Genomic DNA, 22,063 nt, shown 5'->3' with positions numbered 1-22,063 from the left:
GTCGTTGGCTCGAGACCCTTACGGGACGACGCGCCCCACTGCCGTCTGAGGTGCGCTGAAGGACGCGATTGGCATGTCGCAGAAGCAGCGGGCGCCGAGCGGACGCGGCCCCGGCAGGGGACAGGAATAAGGCTGCGGCCCGGTGATGCCCGATTGAACCGCATCGCAGTTCAGGCCCACGGCCCGGCGGGGCGGGGGGCCGCGATCGTCGTAGTAATCACGGCGCGGCGGCGGACGGTAATAGCCCTCGTCATCGTATTGCGCGCTGGCGGCGCCAGCGGAGAGCACACCAGCCAGAGTGAGGGCCAACAGGCCGAAACGCTGGGCGGAGCGCGAAAAACCAGGTCGCATGGAGGATCGCCCTCTTCGACGAGCCCGAAATCCGGGCGGGGCGCCAGGGTTAGGAGACCGCTCGCCGCCGTGCAAGCGCCGTGTCGCACGTCGTTCGCTGCCGTCGCCGACGGGACTACGGCACCGGCGATCGCGCGCCTTTCAAAGAACCGTGAGGGAGGCGATCGGCAGCCACGCTTCCAGTTCGTCGCCGTCGACGTCGCCATCCACGAACCAGCGGCACAGGGCCTTGTCGTCCACGATCTCGACGACGGTCATGGTCGCCTCGTTGTCGTCCGACCCTACGTAATCACCCGGCTTGATGGTCATCGATCCCCATTCCCCCGATCTGCGCCGCCTGTCGATCCTGAGCTTTAGTCTCGAGGCTCTCGAGCAAGGCTCCCGCACCGCACCGGGCATGGCCTCGGGAGCGATGCGGGAGTTTCTTATGCCGTGCCGGCTTGTCTGAGAACCTGCCTCAGCCCTCTCTGGCTTGGTCCAGATCGTCCTTCCGGACATCTGATGTTTGTAGGCCGGGGCGGGCGTCAGGCTGATCTAACCAGGAACCCGACGATCCGGCGGACCAGGGGCAGAACCAGGAGAAGCGTCGGGAACGCCACCACCCAGGACAAAGCCCAGGCCGGCGGCCAATGGTCGAGGAAAGCCGCGTCGGCCCCCAAGGTCTTGTAGGTGGAGATCGCCGAGACGACGAGCGTCATCAGCAGCGAAAGTACCAGCGGCATGATGAGCCACTGACTGCTCTGTGGCAGGCATCCGCGGAGACGGAACGATTGCAGGCGGTTCATGATAACCCGACGTCTGGACCGTAATCCGGGGCAGCACTGACACCGACCGGATGACGGATCGGAAAATGCGTTGCTTGACGTCAGACGCTTACGGCACGCGCTCGGCGCGGCGAAACTTGACTAGGACAGCTTGGCCGGGACCGTCAACAACCGAATATCGAGCCGGATCATCGAGCCCGTCTTCCGAAAAACAGCGAGGCCCGCCTCACCGTGCGGGCGGGGCGGGCCTCTATCGTCGGACGGATCAGATCCGTCGCATTTCGAAACTATCAGGAATTGGCGTTGCGAATGGCCTGCTCGGCATCGGCGCCGGCCTTGCGAGCGGCTTCCGTACCCTGTTCCATCGCCTTGCGGGTGTTCTCGGCAGTCTCCTGCATAGCGGCCTTGGCCTTCTCAGCACCCTGCTGCATGGCGCTCTGCGCCAAGCCACCGAACTCCTTGGCCTGCGCCTGGATCGCAGCGAACTGGCTGCGGACGAACTCGGCCTGATGCTGCATGGCCTCCTGCAGGTCGCGCGAGCGAACCAGCTTCTGGGCGAGGTCGAAGGCGGCATTCACGTTCTGCTCGGCGAACTCGAAGCCGCGAGCGGAGACGTCATGCGCGCTCGTGCGGGCCGTATCGGCCGAGCCATGAACCGTGTCGGCGGTGCGGCGGGCCGCACCGATGAACGAATCGAAAGCCTTGCGGGCCTGATCGACGCTCTTTTCGGCAAAATCGCGCATTTCAGCAGGCACTTCATAGTTCGGGGTGTTGCTCATGTCCGTCTCCTCTGAACTTGCTTGTTGATCGTTTGTTGTGCGCTGCACAATAACACATCGCCTGCCCTATGCCACCCTCGTGCGTGGCATTAAGGATGACAAAAGGTAAACGCGCACCGGCAGCGCTTGGTGTCTATATCGGCGGCGCGTTGCGGGTAAAAAAGGGCGCGAATCACTTACATGCCAGGCGAAACGGGTACGGATGTTCGAAAAAGGGGCTGAAGAACCGACGTCCGGCCCCGAACCGGACCTCGGCGACCTCGTCAGACACTGGAGTGGTGATTCGCGGTTCGGGCTTCGCCTGAGCGCCCCGGATGCCGTTTGGCTCGTGCTGGACGGGACAGCGGAGCGAGTCCTGCTGGCTTCGACGGCGGCGGACGGCCTCGGCCGCGCGATCGGCACCGACGAATCGGGCCGGGTCGATGCAATTCGCCTGTGCGACCAGGTTCGCCCGCGCCGTCTCCCGTTGGATCGGCCGACGCTGATGAAGCTTCGGTTCGAAACGCGCCGTCTCGGAGCGGCCACAACGTGCCTCGTATTGCGGACGAAGGACAAGTCGGGGCGCAACCTGCTGATCGTGGCGCTTCTCGACCGCTTGCCGAACCACCGCGCATCGCCACAGAAAGCCATCGTGGAGCCCGCCCTCCCGCAGGCCGAGGAGGCGCCAGAGCCCGCGGGCCTGTCCCCGGTCGCGGAAGGCGTGCCTTCGCCGCAGGACACTCCTTCGATGCAGACCGGCCGCCTGGTATGGCGCAGCGATGCCGACGACAGGCTCACCGACATTTCCGGCGCTGCCGCCGCGTCGGTCAAACCGGCGATGCTCGGCCGGACATGGTCCGCCCTGTCACAGACCCGTACGCTCCTCGATGCGGAGGGGCTCCTGCTCGCCCTCGCCCAGCGCCGCACCTTCCGGGCGATCTCCGTCACCCTGCAGCCGGACGGGGCGCCGGATGCGATGGATCTCGACATCTCCGGTACGCCGACCCGGCGCGCCGGAGACGAGTTCTCCGGATTCAACGGCTTCGCCATGGTCCGCCCCTCCGTGTCCCCCTCGGCACAGGATGTCGTGGCGAGCACGGACGATGCGGAAGCGTCCCCCGATCAGTCTCCGAGCGAGCGACCCGTCCCGGAGGCGGCAGGCGGCATCGGCACCGTTTCCGATCCGGCCGAGGTGACGGCCCCCGTCACCTCTCTGTCCAAGAGTACCGGATCGCCCGTTTCCTCCGGGGTTCCGGCAATCGATGCGGCGGCGCTCCCGCCCGTCGCCGAACCCTCCCCCTTTCTCATCGCAGACGCGGCGAGCCCGGTGGTGGAGGCGGATGCTCCCCCTGCCCCGCCGCCGCTCGTTTCGGAGTCCGACGCGCCGCCCGAACAGGTCGAGTTCGCCACCGAGCCTTCGTCCGACGCCCAGAGCGGTTGGTCGACGCTCCAGGACTCTCATCTGTCCAGCCACGAGCATGCGGCGTTCCGCGAGATCGCCCGCGCCCTGGGCGCGCGCTTTGCCGGCGATTCCGAATCCGATGATGAGGTCACGACGGACGACGAACGCCCGGCCAGCGGATCGGTGACCCCGTTCCCCTCCGCGATGGCGCGCAATGTAGAACCGGCTCCGGAAGGCCCGAACGCCGCCGTGGCGGCGACGCTCGAACGGTTGCCCGGCGGCGTGATGATCTATCGCGACGACAGCGTCCTGTTCGCCAATGGTCGCCTGCTGACAATGGCCGGGTTCGCCGATCTCGCCGAGCTCACCGCGTCGGGTGGCCTCGACAGGCTGTTCGGAGGGCTCATCCCACACGAGCGGTCGGCGGACGGCGCGCCCGCTCTGCTCACCACCAGGACCGGCGACCGCCTGAGCGTCGATATCCAGGCGTCCGAAGTCGACTGGACCGGCGCGCCGGCCCAGCTGCTCCTCGTCCGCGATGCGGTCGCGGGGGAGCCGGCCCGCGAGCGCGCGGCGATGCAGATCGCCGACGCCTTCGCCGGTGCCCGCGCCGCCGACGCGCAGGCCGTGCTCGACAGCCTGGAAGACGGCGTCGTCACCCTCGACCGGAATGCCCGGATCATCGGGCTCAACCGCAGCGCGGCGGCAACGTTCGGTCTCGACCCGCGCGAGGTCGTCGGTGCCGGTATTCTCAGCCTGTTCGCGCCGGAAAGCGCCGTGGCCGTGCTCGCCAGCGTCCATGGCATCGCCGGCCCGGCACAGGCGGCTCAGTCGCAACCGGTGCCCGATGTCATCGCCCGGGCGGCCGCCGGCATGCTGCCGATGCTGATCCATGTGGCGCCTCTCGCCGGGCGGGACGACGGCCGCATGGTGATGACCGTCCGGGACGTGCGCGCCACCAGAAGCGTCGAAGCCGAGTCCTCGAACGCGCGGCGCGCGGCAGAATATGCAAGCGCGCGCAAGTCGGATTTCCTCGCCCGGATCAGTCATGAGATCCGGACGCCAATGAACGGCATCCTCGGCTTTGCCGACATGATGCTGGCCGAGCCGTTCGGCCCCATCGGCCATGAGCGCTACCGCGACTATCTCGGCGATATCCACGCCTCGGGCACCCACGTCCTCAGCCTCGTCAACGACCTGCTCGACCTCGCAAAGATCGAGGCCGGGCGCCTCGACCTGACCTTCGAGGAGGTGCCCCTCAACGACGTCGTCACCCATTGCGTGGCGATGCTGCAGCCGCAGGCGATGCGCGACCGGATCGTCCTGCGCACGAGCTTCTCCCACGACCTGCCGCCCCTGGTCGCCGACGAGCGCTCGTTGCGGCAGGCCGCCCTCAACATCATCGCCAACGCCATCGCCTTCACCGAGGCCGGCGGGCAGGTCATCGTCTCCACCACCCTGGCGGACCGGGGCGAGATCGCCCTCCGCGTGCGCGACACCGGGATCGGGATGAGCCCGGACGAGGTGGAGACCGCCCTCGAACCGTTCCGGCAGATCGCCGTGGCGGCCTCGCCCAAGGGGCGGGCGGATGGGCGAAGCACCGGCACCGGCCTCGGCCTGCCGCTCACGAAGGCCCTGGTGGAGGCCAATCACGGAAGCTTCCGCATCGAGAGCCGGAAGGACGAGGGCACATTGGTGGAAATGCTGTTCCCGCCCCAGGCGGCGGTCAGGACCGCCTGACCGTCGAGGCGGGCGCGGACTCGTCTCACGGCCGGGCATCTGCCATCATCGGCGGGCCATGCGGCGTGCCTCGCGCCTGCGACGCGCGGCCTGCGGAGGACCGGGCCCCATGCACTCTCCATGACGAGACGCCTGCCTCCGATGGCCGTGACGGCCCTGATCCTGGCGCTCTGCCTGTCGGCCGAAGCCGCCGAGCCCGTCCGCATGACCCTCCTCACCAACCGCACGGGTCCCGGCGCCGCCATCGGCGCGCGGGTGGCCAACGGCGTTCACGATTACCTGGAGATGCTGAACCAGCGCGATGGCGGGATTGGCGGCGTGCCCTTGCAGGTGGAGGAATGCGAGGTCGCCTCGGAGGTCGAGCGCGCCCGGGCCTGCTACGCCGCCGCGCAGGCGTCCGGAACGGTCCTGATCACGACGCCGGACCGGGGCATCACCCAGGACCTGCTGGAACCGGCCGCGCGCGACCGGATCCCGATCCTGTCCCTCGCCGACGGCTTCCCGGCCGGAACGCGCGGCGACCTGCTTCCATGGGTGTTCAACCCCTCCTCCACCGTGCTCGGCGGCATCACCATCGCGATCCGGTATCTCGCCAATAGGCTCGGCGGCCTGTCCGAACTGCAGGGCCTCTCCATCGGCCTCGTCTACAGCCATGCGGGCGCCGACCCGTCCGCCCTCCTCATCCTGCAAGAACTCGGCGCCCGCTACGGATTCTCGACACCGCTCTTCGCCGACGACGAGACTGAGGCCAGCAAGGCCGCCCTGTGGACACGCATCGCCGCCGCGCGCCCGGACCATGTCATCCTTCTCGGCCAGGGCACGCGGAGTGGAGCTTCCATCGAGGAGGCCCTGAAGGTCGGCTTCCCGCCCGACCGAATGATCGCCCTGCGCTGGCCCGATCAGGACGGCATCCGCCGCACCGGCTCGGCGAGCCGCGGCTTCAAGGAGGTGAGCCGCCACGCTTTCGGCGATGCTTTCCCCGCCTTCGATGCCATCGACACCTTCGTCGCCGATCGCGGATTGTCCTCGACGCCGAAGGACGGTTCGGGGGAGACCCATTACAACCGGGGCGTCTACAACGCGGTGCTCGCCGCCGAAGCCATCGCGGAGGCCCAGAGAGCGCGGCGCGGCGCACCGTTGCGCGGCGCGGACGTGCGCCTCGCCTTCGAGGGCCTCTCGATCGACGACAGCCGCTGGAAAGGACTCGGGCTGGCGGGCTTTGCCCATTCCCTCACCTTCACCTGCCGCGATCACGGCGGACGGCCTTCCGGCTTCGTGCAGGTCTGGGATGGCGCCAAATGGCTCCGGGTGGCCGAGGGGGTTCCGCAGATGAGCGACATCGTGGATGCGCGCCTCGATGCGGTCGTCGCCGAGTTCCGGACGGCCAACCCGTCGCTGCCGGCCCGCGCCGAGCCCTGCGGGTCGCTTCCCTGACCCGCCCTGGCGTGGCCTACCCGTGCCGACACAGTGTTCGACGACGCCGCTCTTCGGCCGTAAGCAACCCCGGCGCACCCCATCCGTTCTTCCGCGACAGATGGAGAAGCGCGATGCGTACAACCCTGAGACTTCTGGCCGCCGGACTTTTCATGGCCGGAGCGACCGGCGTCCTGGCCCAGACGGCCGGCACCTCGACGACCGGGCAGAACCTCGACTCGGCCGGCGCCTTCCGCAACATCACCCCCACCGGCGTCACCAAGCCCCCCGGCGCCGCGGCCGCGCCCGACACGCCGGTGAAGCGTGACGACGGCGGCAAGCGGCCCAAACCGGAAGGTTCGGGCATCAAGGGGATCTGTATCGGCTGCAACTGACCTGCAGGCCACCGCTGGCGAGGAGTATTCCCCCAATTGGGGGGTGCCGGCGCTGTTGGATCATGCCCCTTCGCGCTTGCGGTAAATCTGCTCCTGCGCATAAGAACAAGGTGGAAGTCCCGGCTGCGCGGTTTTCGCGATACGATCGGGCACCAGCAGGGAAAACGTCATGGACGAGAAGGTGGTCGACGTCCGCGCGGCCTGGATCGACGGCGCGCATGTGGACGATGCCGGGTATCAGGCGATGTACAAGGCCTCGGTCGACGATCCGGCCGCGTTCTGGGGCGAGCACGGCAAGCGGATCGACTGGTCGACGCCGTACTCCACCGTGAAGAACACGAGCTTTGCTCCGGGCAACGTCTCGATCAAATGGTTCGAGGACGGCAAGACCAACGTCGCTTACAATTGCATCGACCGCCACCTCGCCACCCGTGGCGATCAGGTCGCGATCATCTGGGAAGGTGACGACCCCAACGAATCCAAGCACATCACCTACCGCCAGCTTCACGCGGAAGTCTGCCGGATGGCGAACGTGCTGCGCAACCGCGGCGTCGGCAAGGGTGACCGCGTCACCCTCTACCTGCCGATGATCCCGGAAGCGGCCTATGCCATGCTGGCCTGCGCCCGGCTCGGCGCGATCCACTCCATCGTCTTCGGCGGCTTCTCGCCGGATTCCCTGGCAGGCCGCATCGAAGGCTGCGCCTCGAAGCTCGTCATCACCGCCGACGAGGGTCTGCGCGGCGGGCGCAAGGTCGCGTTGAAGGCCAATGTCGACGCCGCCATCGCGCGGCTCGGCAAGGATGCGGTGGACCATGTGATCGTCGTGCGCCGCACCGGCACTGCCGTGCCGATGGAGCCCGGCCGCGACGTCTATTACGACGAGGCCGCCGCCCAGGTCACCGATGATTGCCCGGCCGTGGCCGTAGAGGCGGAGCACCCACTCTTCATCCTCTACACATCAGGCTCGACGGGCCAGCCCAAGGGCGTGGTCCACACCACCGGCGGCTATCTCGTCTACGCCGCCATGACGCATCAATACGTCTTCGATTACCGCGAGGGCGAAGTCTATTGGTGCACGGCCGATGTGGGCTGGGTCACGGGCCACAGCTATATCGTCTACGGGCCGCTGGCCAATGGCGCCACGACCCTGATGTTCGAGGGTATCCCGACTTATCCGTCGACGTCGCGGTTCTGGGACGTGGTGGACAAGCACAAGGTCAACATCTTCTACACCGCTCCCACGGCGATCCGCTCGCTCATGGGCGGCGGCGAGGGCCCGGTTAAGAAGACCTCGCGGGCCAGCTTGCGCGTCCTCGGCTCGGTGGGCGAGCCGATCAACCCGGAAGCCTGGGACTGGTACTACCGCGTGGTCGGCGACAGCCGTTGCCCCATCGTCGACACCTGGTGGCAGACCGAGACCGGCGGCATCCTCATCACCCCGCTTCCCGGCGCCACCAAGCTGAAGCCCGGCTCGGCCACCCGCCCGTTCTTCGGCGTGCAACCGCTGATCGTCGACGCCGAGGGCAAGGAACTCGACGGCCCCTGCGAGGGCAACCTCTGCATCAAGGATTCCTGGCCGGGCCAGATGCGCACGGTCTATGGCGACCACGAGCGGTTCGAGCAGACCTACTTCTCCACTTATCCGAACCTCTACTTCACCGGCGACGGCTGCCGCCGGGACGCGGACGGCTATTACTGGATCACCGGTCGCGTCGACGACGTCATCAACGTCTCGGGCCACCGCATGGGCACGGCAGAGGTCGAATCCTCCCTCGTCGCCCATCCGAAGGTGTCGGAAGCGGCCGTCGTCGGCTACCCGCATTCCATGAAGGGACAGGGCATCTACGCCTACGTCACCCTGATGGAGGGCGAGGACGGTTCGGACGAGTTGCGCAAGGAGCTGGTGGCCTGGGTCCGCAAGGATATCGGCCCCATCGCCTCGCCGGACCTGATCCAGTTCGCCCCCGGCCTGCCCAAGACCCGCTCCGGCAAGATCATGCGCCGCATCCTGCGCAAGATCGCCGAGGACGAGTTCTCGTCGCTGGGCGACACCTCGACCCTCGCCGAGCCGGCCGTGGTCAACGACCTGATCGAGAACCGGCAGAACCGCGCGGACTGATCGTCAAACTCCCGCAACGAAGCGGCGCATCTCGAAGGAGATGCGCCGATCGCGTCCTGGCCGGATCCCGAGCCGTCGCTTCCGTTCGACCTGACGATATCGTGACCCTGCGACGCTTGCGCTGACGCGCCTCGGGACATGAGACAAGATCGGCAGACTTAAGCGCGCCCGCTCCTTCATCGCTACAGTATTCGTCGAGACCGAGACCCCGTTCAGAAGGGTCGACGCTCCAGGGAAAGGTACGCCATGTCCGATATCGAGACTGCGCGGATTGCGCAGAACCCGCGGTTCAAGGAGCTCGTGCACGAACGCACCCGCTTCGGCTGGACGCTGACCATCCTGATGCTGCTGGTCTATTTCGGCTTCATCGGCCTCATCGCCTTCGACAAGTCTTTGCTCGCCCTGAAGATCGGGAGCGCCACGACGTCCCTGGGCCTGATCCTCGGTGTCGCCGTGATCGTCTTCGCCTTCATCCTCACCGGCATCTACGTCCAGCGCGCCAATGGCCGCTTCGACGAACTGACCGCCGCGCTCAAGCGGGACCTCGGCCGATGATCCGCTCCGCCCACCCCATCGCCCTCGGCACCACCCTCGCGGTCATTCTCGCGGGTGCCGCCTATGCGGCCGGCCCGGATATCGGCGCCGTCACGAAGGCCCAGACGAACTGGCCGGCCATCGGCATGTTCGCGTTCTTCGTGCTCTTCACCCTCGGCATCACCTACAAGGCGGCCAAGGGCACCAAGTCGGCTTCCGACTTCTACGCCGCAGGCGGCGGCATCTCGGCCGGCACCAACTCGCTGGCCATCGCCGGCGACTACATGTCGGCCGCCTCGTTCCTCGGTATCTCCGGCCTCGTCTACACCTCCGGCTTCGACGGGCTGATCTACTCCACCGGCTTCCTCGTGGGCTGGCCGATCGTGCTGTTCCTCATCGCCGAGCGCCTGCGCAACCTCGGCAAGTTCACCTTCGCCGACGTGGCGAGCTTCCGCCTCGACCAGACCTCGATCCGCATCATCTCGGCGGTGGGCACCCTCGTCGTCGTGGCCTTCTACCTGATCGCCCAGATGGTCGGTGCGGGAAAGCTGATCCAACTCCTGTTCGGGCTCGAATACCTCTACGCCGTGGTCATCGTCGGCGTGCTGATGATCGTCTACGTGGCCTTCGGCGGCATGAAGGCGACGACCTGGGTCCAGGTGATCAAGGCCTGCCTGCTGCTGGGCGGCGCCACCTTCATGGCCGGCGCGGTCCTCTACAAATACGGCTTCAACCCGGAGGCCCTGTTCTCGGCGGCCGTCGCCACGCACCCGAAGGGCGACGCCATCATGGCGCCCGGCGGCCTCGTCTCGAACCCGATCGAGGCGATTTCCCTCGGCGTCGGCCTGATGTTCGGCACCGCCGGCCTGCCGCATATCCTGATGCGGTTCTTCACGGTCTCCGACGCCCAGGCCGCCCGCAAGTCGGTGTTCTATGCCACCGGCCTGATCGGCTACTTCTACATTCTCACCTTCATCATCGGCTTCGGCGGCATCGCCCTGCTGATGTCCGACCCGGCCTATTTCAAACTCGATCCGGCCGGCGCCTTCGACAAGCTCAAGGGCATGGTCGGCGGCACCAACATGGTCGCCGTGAACCTCGCCAATGCCGTGGGCGGACCGTACTTCCTCGGCTTCATCTCGGCGGTGGCCTTCGCCACGATCCTCGCGGTGGTGGCCGGCCTGACCCTCGCCGGCGCATCGGCGGTGAGCCACGACCTTTACGCCAGCGTCATCGCCCGCGGGCGCAGCAACGAGACCTCCGAGGTCCGGCTCTCGAAGATCTCGGCGGTCGTCATCGGCATCGTGGCGATCTATCTCGGCTACGTCTTCGAGAACCAGAACGTCGCCTTCATGGTGGGCCTCGCCTTCTCGGTGGCGGCGAGCTGCAACTTCCCGATCCTCACCATGTCGATCCTGTGGCGGGGCACGACCACCTGGGGTGCCCTCATCGGCGGCTTCGTCGGCCTTTTCGCGGCGGTCGGCATGGTGATCCTGTCGAAGGCGGTGTGGGTGACGACCTTCGGCAATCCGGTGGCGATCTTCCCCTACGACAACCCGGCCCTGTTCTCGATGCCGCTCGCTTTCCTCACGATCTATGTGGTGTCGAAGCTCGACAATACTGCAAGGGCCAAGCGCGAGCGCGCATTGTTCGAACAGCAGTTCGTGCGCTCGGAGACCGGGATCGGAGCCGACGGCGCTCACGCTCACTGACGGTTTCAAGATCATTCGACAAATGCTTGAAAGGGCGCGGCGGAAGCCGCGCCCTTTCTCATTCATGGCATCCCGCCGGGCGGCGGCCCGATCAATCGGCACCAAAGTGACACGTTTGCATAAAAACGTGAGTATCCTTGTGCCGTACAGCTTTTTCACTCTTGGGCGAAATCATGGCGTGAGGTAGCGTCGATCGCTCTCTTTTCCGTGAGCGGTCAGACCAGCGCGCGCCAGGACTAGGGCGACTGCGAACGCCGACGCAGTGCCCAAGTCTCTGAAGTGTTGAAAGCCAGGCCTGCAAAAGCCTGGAAGTATAAAAAATTTTGGAGGTTCCCCCCATGTCTGCAACGTCAGCGGTCTCATTACCAAAGGATGCCGCACGGCCCATGAGTGCCGGCGAGAAGAAGGTCATCCTGGCCTCCTCGCTCGGCACCGTGTTCGAGTGGTATGATTTCTATCTCTACGGATCGCTCGCCGCGATCATCGGCGCACAGTTCTTTTCGGCCTACCCGGAAGCCACGCGCAACATCTTCGCCCTGATGGCCTTTGCCGCCGGCTTCCTGGTCCGCCCCTTCGGTGCGCTGGTGTTCGGTCGTCTCGGCGACCTGGTGGGCCGCAAGTATACCTTCCTCGTCACTATCCTGATCATGGGCATCTCGACCTTCGTGGTCGGCCTGCTGCCGTCCTACGCCACGATGAACGAGTACGGCGTCGGCTGGGTCGCACCCGTGGCGCTGCTGGCGTTGCGCATGCTCCAGGGCCTCGCCCTCGGCGGTGAGTACGGCGGCGCGGCGGTCTACGTGGCCGAGCACGCTCCCCCCGGGCGTCGCGGCTTCTACACCGCCTTCATCCAGACCACGGCGACCCTCGGGCTGCTGTTGTCGCTGATGGTGATCCTGTTCACCCAGATCTACGTCAACGCGAACTACGCGCCCGTCGCCACCACCCTCGCCGATGGTTCGGCCGGGACGATCACGCCCTTCGCCGCCTGGGGCTGGCGCATTCCGTTCCTGGTCTCGATCGTGCTGCTCGGTGTCTCGGTCTGGATCCGTCTGCAGATGCAGGAGAGCCCGGCCTTCAAGAAGATGAAGGACGAGGGCACCGGCTCGAAGGCACCGTTGTCCGAGGCGTTCGGCCAGTGGCGCAACGCCAAATGGGCGCTCCTCGCGCTCCTCGGCCTCACCGCCGGCCAGGCCGTGGTCTGGTACACCGGCCAGTTCTACGCGCTGTTCTTCCTCCAGACGATCCTGAAGGTCGATCAGTTCACGGCCAACGTGCTCATCGCCTGGTCGCTCATCCTCGGCACCGGCGGGTTCCTGTTCTTCGGCGCACTCTCCGACAAGATCGGCCGCAAGCCGATCATCCTCGGCGGTTGCGTGATCGCGGCACTGACCTTCTTCCCGCTGTTCAAGGCGCTGACCGCGGCCGCCAACCCGGCCCTGCACGCGGCCCAGCAGAGCACGCAGGTGGTGGTCAAGGCCGATCCGGCGGATTGCTCGTTCCAGTTCAATCCGGTGGGAACGGCCAAGTTCACGAATTCCTGCGACATCGCCAAGGCGCTGCTCGCGCGCTCGGCCGTGAACTACACCACCGAGCCCGCCGCTCCCGGCACCAAGGCCACCGTCACCGTCGCCGGCAAGGAGTTCGCCGCCGCCGATCCGACCTTCGCCAAGGATATCGGCGCGGCCCTCACCGCCTCCGGCTACCCCACCGCCACCAACCCGAGCATCGTGAAGATCGCCATCGAACCGAAGGACGGCCTGTCGAACTTCGCCAAGATGATCGATATCTTCTCGGTCCAGAAGCTGACGATCATCGGTATCCTGACGATCCTCGTCCTCTACGTGACGATGGTCTACGGCCCGATCGCGGCGGCCCTCGTCGAACTGTTCCCGACGCGTATCCGCTACACCTCGATGTCGCTGCCCTACCATATCGGCAACGGCTGGTTCGGCGGCCTTCTGCCGGCCACCGCCTTCGCCATGGTGGCCCAGACCGGCGACATCTATTTCGGCCTCTGGTACCCGATCGTCATCGCCCTCGCGACGGCCGTCATCGGTGCCCTGTTCATCCCCGAGACCAAGGACAGGGACATCTTCACCTGGGACGACCGCCCGGCGCGGTAGTCCTCGAACGGGGGCGTCGGACCGGGCTCTCCGCCACGGTCCGACGCCGGACGTGAAGCGCCCGATGTTCCGCCATGAAATAAGGGCCCCGGATCGCTCCGGGGCCCTTTCTCGTGTCGTCCGCGCGCGGAGCCCGTGTGCCGTCAAGCAGCCTCGACGGTCTCCGCATGGGCCGCCTGCAGGGCGTGATGATCGGCTATCGTCTGCCAGGCATAGCGCATGGCGAACTCGGCCACCGCCTCGTCGAAGGCGTCGCCCTTGCCGAGATAGCCGGCGATCATCGCCGCGTCCCCGGAGCGGGCATGGGCACGGGCGAGCGTGGTGCCGCAGAGCCGCGCATAGGCTTTGGGGCCGCTCTCGGCGAGGATCTCGGCGACGGCCGAGAGCTTCTTGTTCTTGAGCTGGCGCACGTAATAGGAGCGCCCGCTCACCTCGGAATGAGCGGTGCCGAGGAACATGTCGCTGGCCGCCTGCATGATGCGCTGGCCGTCGATCACCCGCTGACCCTCGGATGCGAGGAAGAACGGGCTCAGGGCGAGCTGACCCAGGACAGAAGGCCGGGCTTCCTTGATCTGCAGGAAGAGCGGCGCGCCATCCGAGTCGGAGTAGAGCCCCACGGCGCAGACCGTGCCCACCGAGCCGATGCCCACCACCTTGAAGGCGACGTCGCGCTGCATGTAGCGCAGGGTCAACAGGTTGCGGTCGGCCTGCAGGCTCTGCGGATAGGCGAGCAACGCGGCGGCCGCTTCCTGCACCGCCTCGGTCAGGCCGTTCGGCCCTTCGTGGAAGATCGTCGGGTCCTTGTCGGCGATGCGCCACTGGGCCGGGTCTGAATGGAAGGTCGCCGGGTCGAGGTCCGGGGCGTCGCCATGGCTCAGACCGTCGGCGGTCTCGGAGGCCGCATCGGCCAGGAGGCGCCGGCACAGGTCCCCATCGCCGAGGCGGCCGATCTCTTCATCGAGGTCGATGCGGCTGTGCCAGATCGCCAGGGGCGAGAGATAGGACAACTCGCGAATGTGCTCGCGATAGGCGCAGACGCTGGCGCGAGCCGCGCGATACGCCTTGTCCTCACCCTGGGCGAAGGCGGCGACGGCGACGCTGGCGGCGAGGCGCTTCACGTCGATGGTGAAATCGACGTTCCAGAGCGTCTCGTCGAAGTCGTTGATGTCGAACAGGGTCTGGCCTTCGGCGCTGCGATACACGCCGAAATTGCCGATGTGGCAATCGCCGCAGGCCTGGACCGGGATGCCCGGAACCGGAACGCCGGCGAGATCGGAGGCCATCACGGCGGCGGCCCCGCGCAGGAAGGCGAACGGACTGGCCCGCATCCGCTCGTGGCGCAGGGGGATCAGCTCGAGCAGCCGGCCCGCATCGTTCGCCCGCAAGACAGCCAGCGGATCGCGGTTTTCGGCCGGGTACCAATCGGCATGCGACTCCCGGGGGACCGAATCGCGCAGGCGCTTGCCGGCCGCCCGGCGCTCCGCGCGATTGGAGGAAAGATACGTGTTGGTCATGGAAGATAGCCTCGACAGGGCGATGCGCGCAGGCCGTTCGCCGCACACCGCGCGGCATCAGTGCCGGAAGTGGCGATGTCCTGTAAACACCATGGCGAGCCCGGCCTCGTCGGCGGCCTTGATCACGTCGGCGTCCCGCATCGATCCGCCGGGCTGAATCACCGCCGTGGCGCCGGCTTCCGCCGCCGCGATCAGGCCGTCGGCGAAGGGGAAGAAAGCGTCCGAGGCCACCACCGAGCCCTTGGCGAGGCTCTCCGCCGCGCCGATGCGCTTGGCGCCCTCCGCCGCCTTCCAGGCGGCGATGCGCGAGGAATCCACCCGCGACATCTGCCCGGCGCCGATCCCAACCGTGGCGCCGTTCCGGGCGTAGACGATGGCATTCGACTTGACGTGCTTGGCGACGCGGTAGGCGAAGCGCAGGTCGGCATATTCCTGCGCCGTGGGCTCGCGCTTCGTCACCACCTTCAGCGTCATGTCGTCGACCACGGCCGCGTCGCGGCCCTGGACCAGGATGCCGCCGGCGAGGTTGCGCATGGAAAAGCCCTTGGCGCGCGGGTCGGGCAGGCCGCCTGTGAGGAGAAGGCGCAGGTTCTTCTTGGTGGCGACGAGGGCGATCGCCTCCTCGGTGGCGTCCGGCGCGATGATCACCTCCGTGAAGATCTCGACGATCCGCGCGGCCGATTCGGCATCCAGCGTGCGGTTGAGGGCGACGATGCCGCCGAAGGCCGAAGTGGGGTCGCAAGCCAGCGCCCGCTCGTAGGCCTCCGCCAGGGTGTCGCCTTCGGCGACGCCGCACGGGTTGGCGTGCTTGATGATCGCCACCGCGGCGGCGCGGGCCGGGTCGAACTCGGCGACGCATTCATAGGCCGCGTCGGTATCGTTGAGGTTGTTGAAGGACAGTTCCTTGCCCTGGAGCTGGCGGGCGCTGGCCACACCGGGCCGAACGAGGCCGGGCGTCCGGTAGAAGGCCGCCGATTGGTGCGGGTTCTCGCCGTAGCGCAGTGATTGGGCGAGGGTGCCGCCGAAGGCGCGGAAGGCGGGAGCCGCCTCCATCTCCACATGGTCGGCGAGCCAGGAGGCGATGGCGGAATCGTAGGAAGCGGTGCGGGCGAAGGCCTTCTGCGCCAGCCGCCTGCGGGTCGCGGCCCCCAGCGTGCCGTTGCCGGCTTCGAGCTCCGAGAGGATCGCGCCGTAATCGGCCACATCCACCACCACCGCCACGTCGGCATGGTTCTTGGCCGCCGCGCGGATCATCGCCGGGCCGCCCACATCGATGTTCTCGACCGCGTCGTCATAAGCGCAGGGTTTCGCGATCGTCGCCTCGAACGGATAGAGATTGACCACGAGCAGGTCGATGGCGCCGATGCCGTGGGCGGCCAGCGCCGCCTGATGCTCGGGATCGTCGCGCACGGCGAGGAGGCCGCCATGCACCGCCGGGTGCAGGGTCTTCACCCGCCCGTCCATCATCTCGGGAAAGCCGGTGATCTCGGCGACTTCCGTGACCGGCAGTCCCGCCTCGCTCAAGGCCCGGTGCGTGCCGCCGGTGGAGACCAGGGCGACGCCGCGCTCGGACAGCGCGCGGGCGAAATCCACGAGGCCCGTCTTGTCGGAGACGGAAAGGAGTGCGCGGGCAACCCGCGCCTGATCATGCGACATCGTCGAGAACCGTCCGGCACAGGGCAGAATCTGCCCCTGAAACGCGGCGGGTACCACAGATGCCGCCCTATCGGCTACCGCGCCGCCTCATCGGCCACCGGCGCCTCGCTCCGGGCGGGATCGTTCCGCCCCGGCGCCTGCGCGAGGTGCAGGAAGCGCCATCGCACCCGCGTGCCCTCCCCCGCTGTCACGTAGAGGACGATCTGGTCGGTCCGCCGCGCACCCGTCAGCCCCGCGAAATACACGCTCTCCTCCAGGGCCAGGGCCGCGCCGTCGGCCTCGAACCGCCAGACCTCTCCCAGGGGCGAGGCCAGGTCGACCCCTCCGCCCTCGGCCGCATTGGCCGCGATGGCGGGATGGAGGTGGAAGCGGATCGCCGCCTCCGGCGGGCGCAGCCGGATGCGATTTCCCTTGTGGGCCACCGACACGAAGGCATCCTCGCCTTCGAGCCCGGCGCCGTCCGGGAGGAGGCACCAGCGCCGCTCGTGGACGATCCCGAATTCCGCGGCATAGCCGTCATGGCGGCCGGCGAGGATCAGCGAGCCGCCATCGGTCGTCCGCTCGGATTTGACCGCGCGCGGGCCGCGCACCAGCACGGGTCCGATCCGCCCGATGAGCCAGTCCGACGCCCAGCGACTTCCCACCCCCTCGCTGGCGCCGAGGAAGCGGCAGGACGAGGAATCTCCCACCGTCGCGGTGGAATGGGCGGCGGTGCTGCGGGCAAGGCGCCGCAGCTCCGGGCCGCTCGCCGGCAGGCCGCAATTGATCACCACCCGCTGGGGGCCGCTCGACATCTCGAAGGAAAGGCAGCCGGCCCCGGCATTCATCGAGAAGGGCAGCGGCGGCGGCGCACCCACATCGGCGACCACGACGACCCGGCCGCTCTCCAGCCGCTCATAGCCGGAATTCGGCGCGTGCATCATCGGCTGCGCCAGGGCGCCGTCATAGACCAGCAAGGTGGCGAGATGGTCCGCCGCCGTGGCGCCCATGCCGTTGAAATGGCTCAGGGACGCATCGCCGTGGCGCAGGAGGCGCAGCAGGGGCAGCATGCGGTCGATGGCATGGAGCAAGGCCACCGGCGGATCGAGGCTGCGGCTGAGGAAGCTCTGGCGCAGGGGCAGAAGGTCGAGGAGGAGCTCCATGGCGAAGCGCGGGTCGCGGCTACGAGGGCCGCCGTCCGCCATGATCTGCCGGTCGAGCTCGCGCGACAGGATGCGCGTGGCCCGGCGCAGGATCGGTTGAATGCCCTCGCAGCACAATCCGGCATAGCACAGGGCCACCACCGCCAGGAGCCGCGATTGCGGTGGCAGGCCCCGGCGCAGGGAGCGTTCGAGGTCTCTAGCGCCGCGCCCCACCGCCTTGAGGAAGGCCTGGTAGAAGGCGTGGTCCGCCCCTTCCAGCACGAGGGGCGACTGGCACAGGAAGGAGATCAGCCGCCGTGCCGCCACGGGCACGGGCGCAGCCAGGGCCTCGTCGCCACGGCCGGCGATGAAATCCGCCACGAAGGCGCGGGCATTGGCGCGCGCCAGCGCCGTGTCGGCGGCGCGCAGGTGGCGCAGCCAGCCGAAGCCGTAGAACGCATCCGCCCATTCCGGCGAGGGCGGCGCGTAATCGAAGGGCGAGCGGCCGCTCACCGAGAGCGAGCGTCCCGCAAAGACGAACAGGCCGGCATAGATGTCGTCGGCGAAGGTGGCGTCGCTGGTGCGCAGATCGTGCGGGGCGATCACCAGAGCGCTGACACGGGCGCGCGCGAGCAGGTCCGGGCTCGCGGTGAGGCGTGCGGAGACGCCCCGCGCCGAGCGCGCGATCTCACGCCCGACGAGCCGATAGAAACGCCAACGATCAGCCCCCCAACCCACGCACGCCTTTCCTCCAGCACCGCGACCCGGATGGCCATCGTGCCGGATGTCGTCCCATCTGGAAGCTAAGCCGTGCCTATTAACCAACAATTAAGGATGCCGATACTCATCGCGCCGCCTCGTGGCCTCTCCGCTCCGGATTTCCCCCTCCGGAGTGGCGCCGCGCCCAGGGGAAAGGTTGGGCACCGCCACGGCCCGGCAAACTGTATTTTTTGGCGAACTCGGCCGGAACGGTTGAATGCTGCACAGGTTATACACAGCGCCAGCGAGTTTCGTTCCTGCAGCCTCCAGCAATGGCAGTGTGCCTGTGACTGTCATCCCCGTCTTCAAGCGCGCCGGTCTCTTGATGTCCGCCGCGGCGTTATTGTGCACGTCTGGCGCTGCGATGGCCCAGAACGCTCAAGACCGTGGCCTCGGCGGCCTGTTCGACGCGTTGTTCTCTCCGTCCCGCCCAGCGGTGGAAGCGCAGCAGCCCGCTCCCGCGATCGAGTCGCCGCAAAGGTCCCTGACGATCCGGCGCGAGGCGAACCGCCCGCGCCCGAAGATCCGTTACGCCGCCCTGCCGAAGAGCGAGCCGCTGCAGCTGCAGATCGGCGACCGCCAGACGCCGATCCCGCTCTCCTCCGGGCCGATGGCCGCCCTCCTCAAGGATCCGACCCTGCGCCCCGGCGACATCGTCGTGCTGAAGGACGGCGCCCGCGTCTTCACCGGCAACGAGGACAAGACCCATACCGCGCGGGATTTCGAGCCGGTGAGCCGCTCCGCTTCGGTCGATCGCAAGACCAAGGCGCTCCTGTCCATGATGATCGCCCCGGTGGGCGCATTGCCGCCCGACGAGGTGCGCAAGTTCATGGCCCGGCTGAAAAAGGCGGCGCCCGCGAGCGACGTGAACGGCGCGGCGCAGATTCAGACGGTCTCCATGCGGGTGATCACGCCGTAGGGCGGGCGCCTACCGAAGATACGTCACGCTATACAAAGTCCGTCGCAACTCGCTCTCCGTCACCCAGATGCGACCATTGTCGCAGCGCTCGCGGATGCCGTCGCGCATGCGGCCGCAATATTCACCGGTATTGTCCTGGATTCGATACTGGCAAACATCGCCCGCCTTGCGGCGGCCGATGACCGGGCTCGCATGGTCGGCGAACAGGTCGGGATCCTTCGGGTCGCGGTCCTCCAGGAGATACCAGCTGTAGCCCACGGTCGGCACGCGGCCATGGTCGAGGGCGTAATCCACCATGGCCAGGATGCGGTCGAGCTTCGGCCTGCTCGGATGGCGGCCGGATTCGATCATGTCGGCGAAATCGGCCTGGCTCGCCGCCACGCGGTAGGAGACCGGCAGGAGCGGCACCGGCAGCGGCGTCCGGCGGCAAGCCGTCTCCACATGGGCGAACCAGGCCGCGTTGAACGGATCGGCCCATCGCCCGCGCAGATGGGTCGCGGTGGCGGCTACAGCGCGAAAGCTCTGGCGCGTCGGGCGAAGCTTCGTCCGGTAACGCAGCGCGCGTAACGCCGGCATCACGTAGCGATAGCCGTCGTTGGACGGCAGGTCGCGGTCCTCGCAATACCCGCCGATATTGTAGAGGAGCGCTGCCGTATCCTCCTCGCCGCCCTCGATCTTGTCGAAATACGGTTCCAGGCTCGGATTACCGTCCTTGGTCACCTCCGCATTGTTGCGGCTCCAGGCGATGTCGGCCCGGTAGGCAGTGTGCGCGCGAAGATGGCGTTTCAGATGCGGGTCCGCGATCGCCTCCAGGCGCGCAGGGTCGGCGAAGTAGAATTTCGTCGCCACGTCGAGGGGCGAGACCGATTTGCCGACTCGGTGCGAGATCATGTCCGCCGTGGCGTAGGCAAAGCAGATCGCGCTCTCGCCCTGGTTCAGGGGCAGGTCTTTCGGCGAGGGCGAAATCCCCACGTCGCGGGTGCCGGTATGGATCTCGAACGGGATCGTCAGCGAGACAGGGGCGCAGGCGGGATTGCGGGCATAGGCCGGCGCCACCGGTAGGATGCGGCGGTCGGTCCCGTCGGCCCCGGCCTGTCCGACGAGAGGCAAGACCGCGAACAGTCCGGCAATGGCATGGCGGAAGCCCCGCACCGTGCGCCTTAGGCTTTCCGAACCAGACGGCTCGCGAAGAACCCGTCGATCCCGCCACGGACCACCGCAGGGGCACCTTCGCCATCGACCCTATCGCCGGACAGATGCGAGGGCAGCGTTCGAAGGTCACCGTCGCCGTTGATGAGCTCGCCGAGGCCGCCGACCTCTTCGGGGCGGATCGCGAGCCGTTCGAAAGCCGGATTGCGGGCGAGGAAGGCGGCGACCTGCCCCTCGCCTTCCTCGGGCTCCAGCGAGCAGGTGCAGTAGACGAGACGCCCTCCCGGCTTCACCAGGGTGGCGGCGCGGTCGAGGAGGCGGCGCTGCAGCCCGCCGAGGCGCCCGACATCCCCGCCGGCCTTGGTCCAGGCGACGTCGGGATGGCGGCGGATGGTGCCGGTGGCCGAACAGGGCGCGTCGAGGAGCACGGCGTCGAACGTGCCGGCGTCGGTCTCGGGCAATTGGGTGGCATCGCCGACGCGGATCTCGGCCTTCAGCCCGAGGCGGGCGAGGTTCTCGGACAGACGTTCGAGGCGCGGGGCCGAACGGTCCACGGCCACCACCTCCGCCCCCGTGGCGGCGAGCTGGGCGGTCTTGCCGCCGGGCGCGGCGCAGAGATCGGCCACGCGCTGCCCCGGCCCGGCCGCGAGCAGGCGGGCGGGGATGGCGGCGGCGGCGTCCTGCACCCACCACGCGCCCTCGCCGTAGCCGGGCAGGTCCGAGACCGCCGAGCGGACCTCGTGCAGGCGGATGCTGCCGGTGGGCAGGGCGACGCCGCCGAGGCGCTCGGCCCATTCCGTCGCGCTGCCGCGCGGCGTGATGTCGAGGGCCGCGCCCGAGAGATGGGCCGCGGCGATGGCCCGGGCCGTGTCGGGTCCATAAGCGGCGCTCCAGCGGGCGGCGAGCCAGTCCGGGGTGTTCTGCGCCAGGGGATCGGACGCCTCGGCCGCGATGGCGTCCCGCTCACGGATGACCCGGCGCAGGATGGCGTTCACGAGGCCGGGCGTGTGCTGCAGGTAGGGATCGCCCTTGGCGAGGCGGACCGAGAGATCCACGGCGGCATGGTCCGGCACGTTGAGATCGAGGATCTGCACGGCGCCGGTGACGAGGAGGGCCACCAGCCTCGGCTGGTCCGGCGGCAGGCCCTGAGTCATGCGGGCGGTCAGCATCCGCCGCAGGAAGCCGAGGCGGCGGAAGGTGGCGGTGGCGATGGCCCGCGCCAGCGATGCGTCGGCAGCGTCGAGTCCGGCGTCGACGCCCGCCTTGGCCAGGGCATCCTCGAGGGCGAAGGCGCGGCCCTGCACGAGGAGATCGGACACGGCGGCATGGGCCACCTGCCGGGCGGCGAGGCCCGGAACCGTGCGGTCGATCGTCGTCGTCGGCCCATCCGCGTTGCGGCGTGTCGCCATGAATGCCACTTTCCGTGTCCGAGGCCCGGTCACCCGGAGCCAATCCCAACGGATGCCCTCCCATCCGGCCCACCGAGATGCAAGCCATGACGACGCCCGACGACGCGGAAAGTGCCGAGATCCCGCCCCGCCCCGCCTTGACGCCCGCCGCAGAGCGGGCTCTGGCCGAGGCCGCCGACCGACGCGCTGCCATCGACGCGAAGGCGGCGGAGATCTCCGCCG

At 68.0% G+C, this 22,063-nt stretch carries 17 protein-coding genes and 1 pseudogene; 9 read left to right on the top strand and 9 right to left on the bottom strand.

Annotated features, from left to right (window positions below; all coding sequences use genetic code 11):
* Positions 1 to 18 precede the first annotated feature (18 nt).
* The 4 genes from MBTS_RS09100 to MBTS_RS09085 all read right to left on the bottom strand — a co-directional run bounded on the left by MBTS_RS09100 (position 19) and on the right by MBTS_RS09085 (position 1,894).
* A complete protein-coding gene (locus MBTS_RS09100) occupies positions 19 to 351 on the bottom strand; it encodes a hypothetical protein (RefSeq protein ID WP_018045139.1) in 333 nt (110 codons plus the stop codon).
* A gap of 141 nt (positions 352 to 492) precedes the next feature.
* Positions 493 to 660: a hypothetical protein gene (locus MBTS_RS09095; RefSeq protein WP_187273350.1), complete on the bottom strand. Its 168-nt coding sequence runs from the start codon at positions 658 to 660 to the stop codon at positions 493 to 495.
* A gap of 215 nt (positions 661 to 875) precedes the next feature.
* Positions 876 to 1,073, bottom strand: a complete 198-nt coding sequence (locus MBTS_RS09090) for a DUF2798 domain-containing protein (RefSeq protein ID WP_373321320.1) — start codon at positions 1,071 to 1,073, stop codon at positions 876 to 878.
* 332 nt (positions 1,074 to 1,405) lie between these two features.
* The gene (locus MBTS_RS09085; protein WP_026176167.1) at positions 1,406 to 1,894 is read right to left on the bottom strand and encodes a phasin; all 489 of its coding nucleotides are present in this window, start codon (positions 1,892 to 1,894) and stop codon (positions 1,406 to 1,408) included.
* A 328-nt stretch (positions 1,895 to 2,222) separates the two neighbouring features.
* On the opposite strand from MBTS_RS09085, the gene MBTS_RS09080 reads away from it, so the two are divergent.
* From MBTS_RS09080 to MBTS_RS09050, 7 genes are all read left to right on the top strand, one after another.
* A complete protein-coding gene (locus MBTS_RS09080; RefSeq protein ID WP_192215463.1) occupies positions 2,223 to 5,015 on the top strand; it encodes an ATP-binding protein in 2,793 nt (930 codons plus the stop codon).
* Positions 5,016 to 5,156: 141 nt separating this feature from the next.
* Complete coding sequence (locus MBTS_RS09075) at positions 5,157 to 6,449, top strand: ABC transporter substrate-binding protein (RefSeq protein ID WP_147830398.1); 1,293 nt, start codon at positions 5,157 to 5,159, stop codon at positions 6,447 to 6,449.
* A gap of 113 nt (positions 6,450 to 6,562) precedes the next feature.
* A complete protein-coding gene (locus MBTS_RS09070; protein ID WP_056140337.1) occupies positions 6,563 to 6,823 on the top strand; it encodes a hypothetical protein in 261 nt (86 codons plus the stop codon).
* Between the two features lie 169 nt (positions 6,824 to 6,992).
* Positions 6,993 to 8,942: an acetate--CoA ligase gene (acs, locus tag MBTS_RS09065; RefSeq protein ID WP_147830396.1), complete on the top strand. Its 1,950-nt coding sequence runs from the start codon at positions 6,993 to 6,995 to the stop codon at positions 8,940 to 8,942.
* 246 nt (positions 8,943 to 9,188) lie between these two features.
* Positions 9,189 to 9,497, top strand: a complete 309-nt coding sequence (locus tag MBTS_RS09060) for a DUF485 domain-containing protein (RefSeq protein WP_018045146.1) — start codon at positions 9,189 to 9,191, stop codon at positions 9,495 to 9,497.
* Complete coding sequence (locus MBTS_RS09055) at positions 9,494 to 11,188, top strand: cation acetate symporter (RefSeq protein ID WP_056140331.1); 1,695 nt, start codon at positions 9,494 to 9,496, stop codon at positions 11,186 to 11,188. Before MBTS_RS09060 ends, MBTS_RS09055 begins: the two co-directional genes overlap by 4 nt.
* 386 nt (positions 11,189 to 11,574) lie before the next feature.
* Positions 11,575 to 13,314 carry an MFS transporter gene (locus tag MBTS_RS09050; RefSeq protein ID WP_147830394.1) on the top strand — a complete coding sequence of 580 codons (1,740 nt, stop codon included), beginning with the start codon at positions 11,575 to 11,577 and terminating at the stop codon, positions 13,312 to 13,314.
* Between the two features lie 143 nt (positions 13,315 to 13,457).
* Here MBTS_RS09050 and MBTS_RS09045 read toward each other — a convergent pair whose 3' ends face one another.
* The 3 genes from MBTS_RS09045 to MBTS_RS09035 form a co-directional block, all read right to left on the bottom strand.
* Positions 13,458 to 14,828, bottom strand: a complete 1,371-nt coding sequence (locus MBTS_RS09045) for a DUF2252 domain-containing protein (protein ID WP_192215462.1) — start codon at positions 14,826 to 14,828, stop codon at positions 13,458 to 13,460.
* Between the two features lie 57 nt (positions 14,829 to 14,885).
* A complete protein-coding gene (gene purH, locus MBTS_RS09040) occupies positions 14,886 to 16,484 on the bottom strand; it encodes a bifunctional phosphoribosylaminoimidazolecarboxamide formyltransferase/IMP cyclohydrolase (protein ID WP_056140322.1) in 1,599 nt (532 codons plus the stop codon).
* Positions 16,485 to 16,558: 74 nt separating this feature from the next.
* Complete coding sequence (locus MBTS_RS09035) at positions 16,559 to 18,343, bottom strand: heparinase II/III family protein (protein ID WP_056140317.1); 1,785 nt, start codon at positions 18,341 to 18,343, stop codon at positions 16,559 to 16,561.
* Between the two features lie 385 nt (positions 18,344 to 18,728).
* On the opposite strand from MBTS_RS09035, the gene MBTS_RS09030 reads away from it, so the two are divergent.
* A complete protein-coding gene (locus MBTS_RS09030; RefSeq protein ID WP_192215461.1) occupies positions 18,729 to 19,283 on the top strand; it encodes a hypothetical protein in 555 nt (184 codons plus the stop codon).
* A 9-nt stretch (positions 19,284 to 19,292) separates the two neighbouring features.
* Here the strand turns inward: MBTS_RS09030 and MBTS_RS09025 are convergent, their stop codons facing one another.
* Together MBTS_RS09025 and MBTS_RS09020 are read right to left on the bottom strand one after the other, a co-directional pair.
* Positions 19,293 to 20,435 carry a hypothetical protein gene (locus MBTS_RS09025; RefSeq protein WP_192215460.1) on the bottom strand — a complete coding sequence of 381 codons (1,143 nt, stop codon included), beginning with the start codon at positions 20,433 to 20,435 and terminating at the stop codon, positions 19,293 to 19,295.
* Between the two features lie 8 nt (positions 20,436 to 20,443).
* Positions 20,444 to 21,841 (bottom strand): RsmB/NOP family class I SAM-dependent RNA methyltransferase, encoded by a 1,398-nt coding sequence (locus tag MBTS_RS09020; protein WP_192215459.1) that lies wholly within the window; start codon positions 21,839 to 21,841, stop codon positions 20,444 to 20,446.
* A gap of 86 nt (positions 21,842 to 21,927) precedes the next feature.
* Between MBTS_RS09020 and MBTS_RS23750 the strand changes: the two are divergent.
* Positions 21,928 to 22,063: pseudogene (locus tag MBTS_RS23750) on the top strand (DUF1674 domain-containing protein); the annotation flags it as partial.

The organism is Methylobacterium bullatum, from assembly GCF_014845095.1.
Taxonomy (GTDB): Bacteria; Pseudomonadota; Alphaproteobacteria; order Rhizobiales; family Beijerinckiaceae; genus Methylobacterium; species Methylobacterium bullatum.
Note: the sequence above shows the minus strand (reverse complement) of the source record. Positions and strands in the feature narration are given on the sequence as shown.

Excerpts from the sequence above, each read along its gene's own strand:
- MBTS_RS09060 (WP_018045146.1), top strand. The coding sequence starts at position 9,189 with ATGTCCGATATCGAGACTGCGCGGATTGCGCAGAACCCGCGGTTCAAG.
- MBTS_RS09050 (WP_147830394.1), top strand. The coding sequence starts at position 11,575 with ATGAGTGCCGGCGAGAAGAAGGTCATCCTGGCCTCCTCGCTCGGCACC.
- MBTS_RS09085 (WP_026176167.1), bottom strand. The coding sequence starts at position 1,894 with ATGAGCAACACCCCGAACTATGAAGTGCCTGCTGAAATGCGCGATTTT.
- MBTS_RS09090 (WP_373321320.1), bottom strand. The coding sequence starts at position 1,073 with ATGCCGCTGGTACTTTCGCTGCTGATGACGCTCGTCGTCTCGGCGATC.
- MBTS_RS09030 (WP_192215461.1), top strand. The coding sequence starts at position 18,729 with ATGGCCCAGAACGCTCAAGACCGTGGCCTCGGCGGCCTGTTCGACGCG.
- MBTS_RS09100 (WP_018045139.1), bottom strand. The coding sequence starts at position 351 with ATGCGACCTGGTTTTTCGCGCTCCGCCCAGCGTTTCGGCCTGTTGGCC.
- acs (WP_147830396.1), top strand. The coding sequence starts at position 6,993 with ATGGACGAGAAGGTGGTCGACGTCCGCGCGGCCTGGATCGACGGCGCG.
- MBTS_RS09020 (WP_192215459.1), bottom strand. The coding sequence starts at position 21,841 with ATGGCGACACGCCGCAACGCGGATGGGCCGACGACGACGATCGACCGC.
- purH (WP_056140322.1), bottom strand. The coding sequence starts at position 16,484 with ATGTCGCATGATCAGGCGCGGGTTGCCCGCGCACTCCTTTCCGTCTCC.
- MBTS_RS09095 (WP_187273350.1), bottom strand. The coding sequence starts at position 660 with ATGACCATCAAGCCGGGTGATTACGTAGGGTCGGACGACAACGAGGCG.
- MBTS_RS09045 (WP_192215462.1), bottom strand. The coding sequence starts at position 14,828 with ATGACCAACACGTATCTTTCCTCCAATCGCGCGGAGCGCCGGGCGGCC.
- MBTS_RS09070 (WP_056140337.1), top strand. The coding sequence starts at position 6,563 with ATGCGTACAACCCTGAGACTTCTGGCCGCCGGACTTTTCATGGCCGGA.
- MBTS_RS09075 (WP_147830398.1), top strand. The coding sequence starts at position 5,157 with ATGGCCGTGACGGCCCTGATCCTGGCGCTCTGCCTGTCGGCCGAAGCC.
- MBTS_RS09055 (WP_056140331.1), top strand. The coding sequence starts at position 9,494 with ATGATCCGCTCCGCCCACCCCATCGCCCTCGGCACCACCCTCGCGGTC.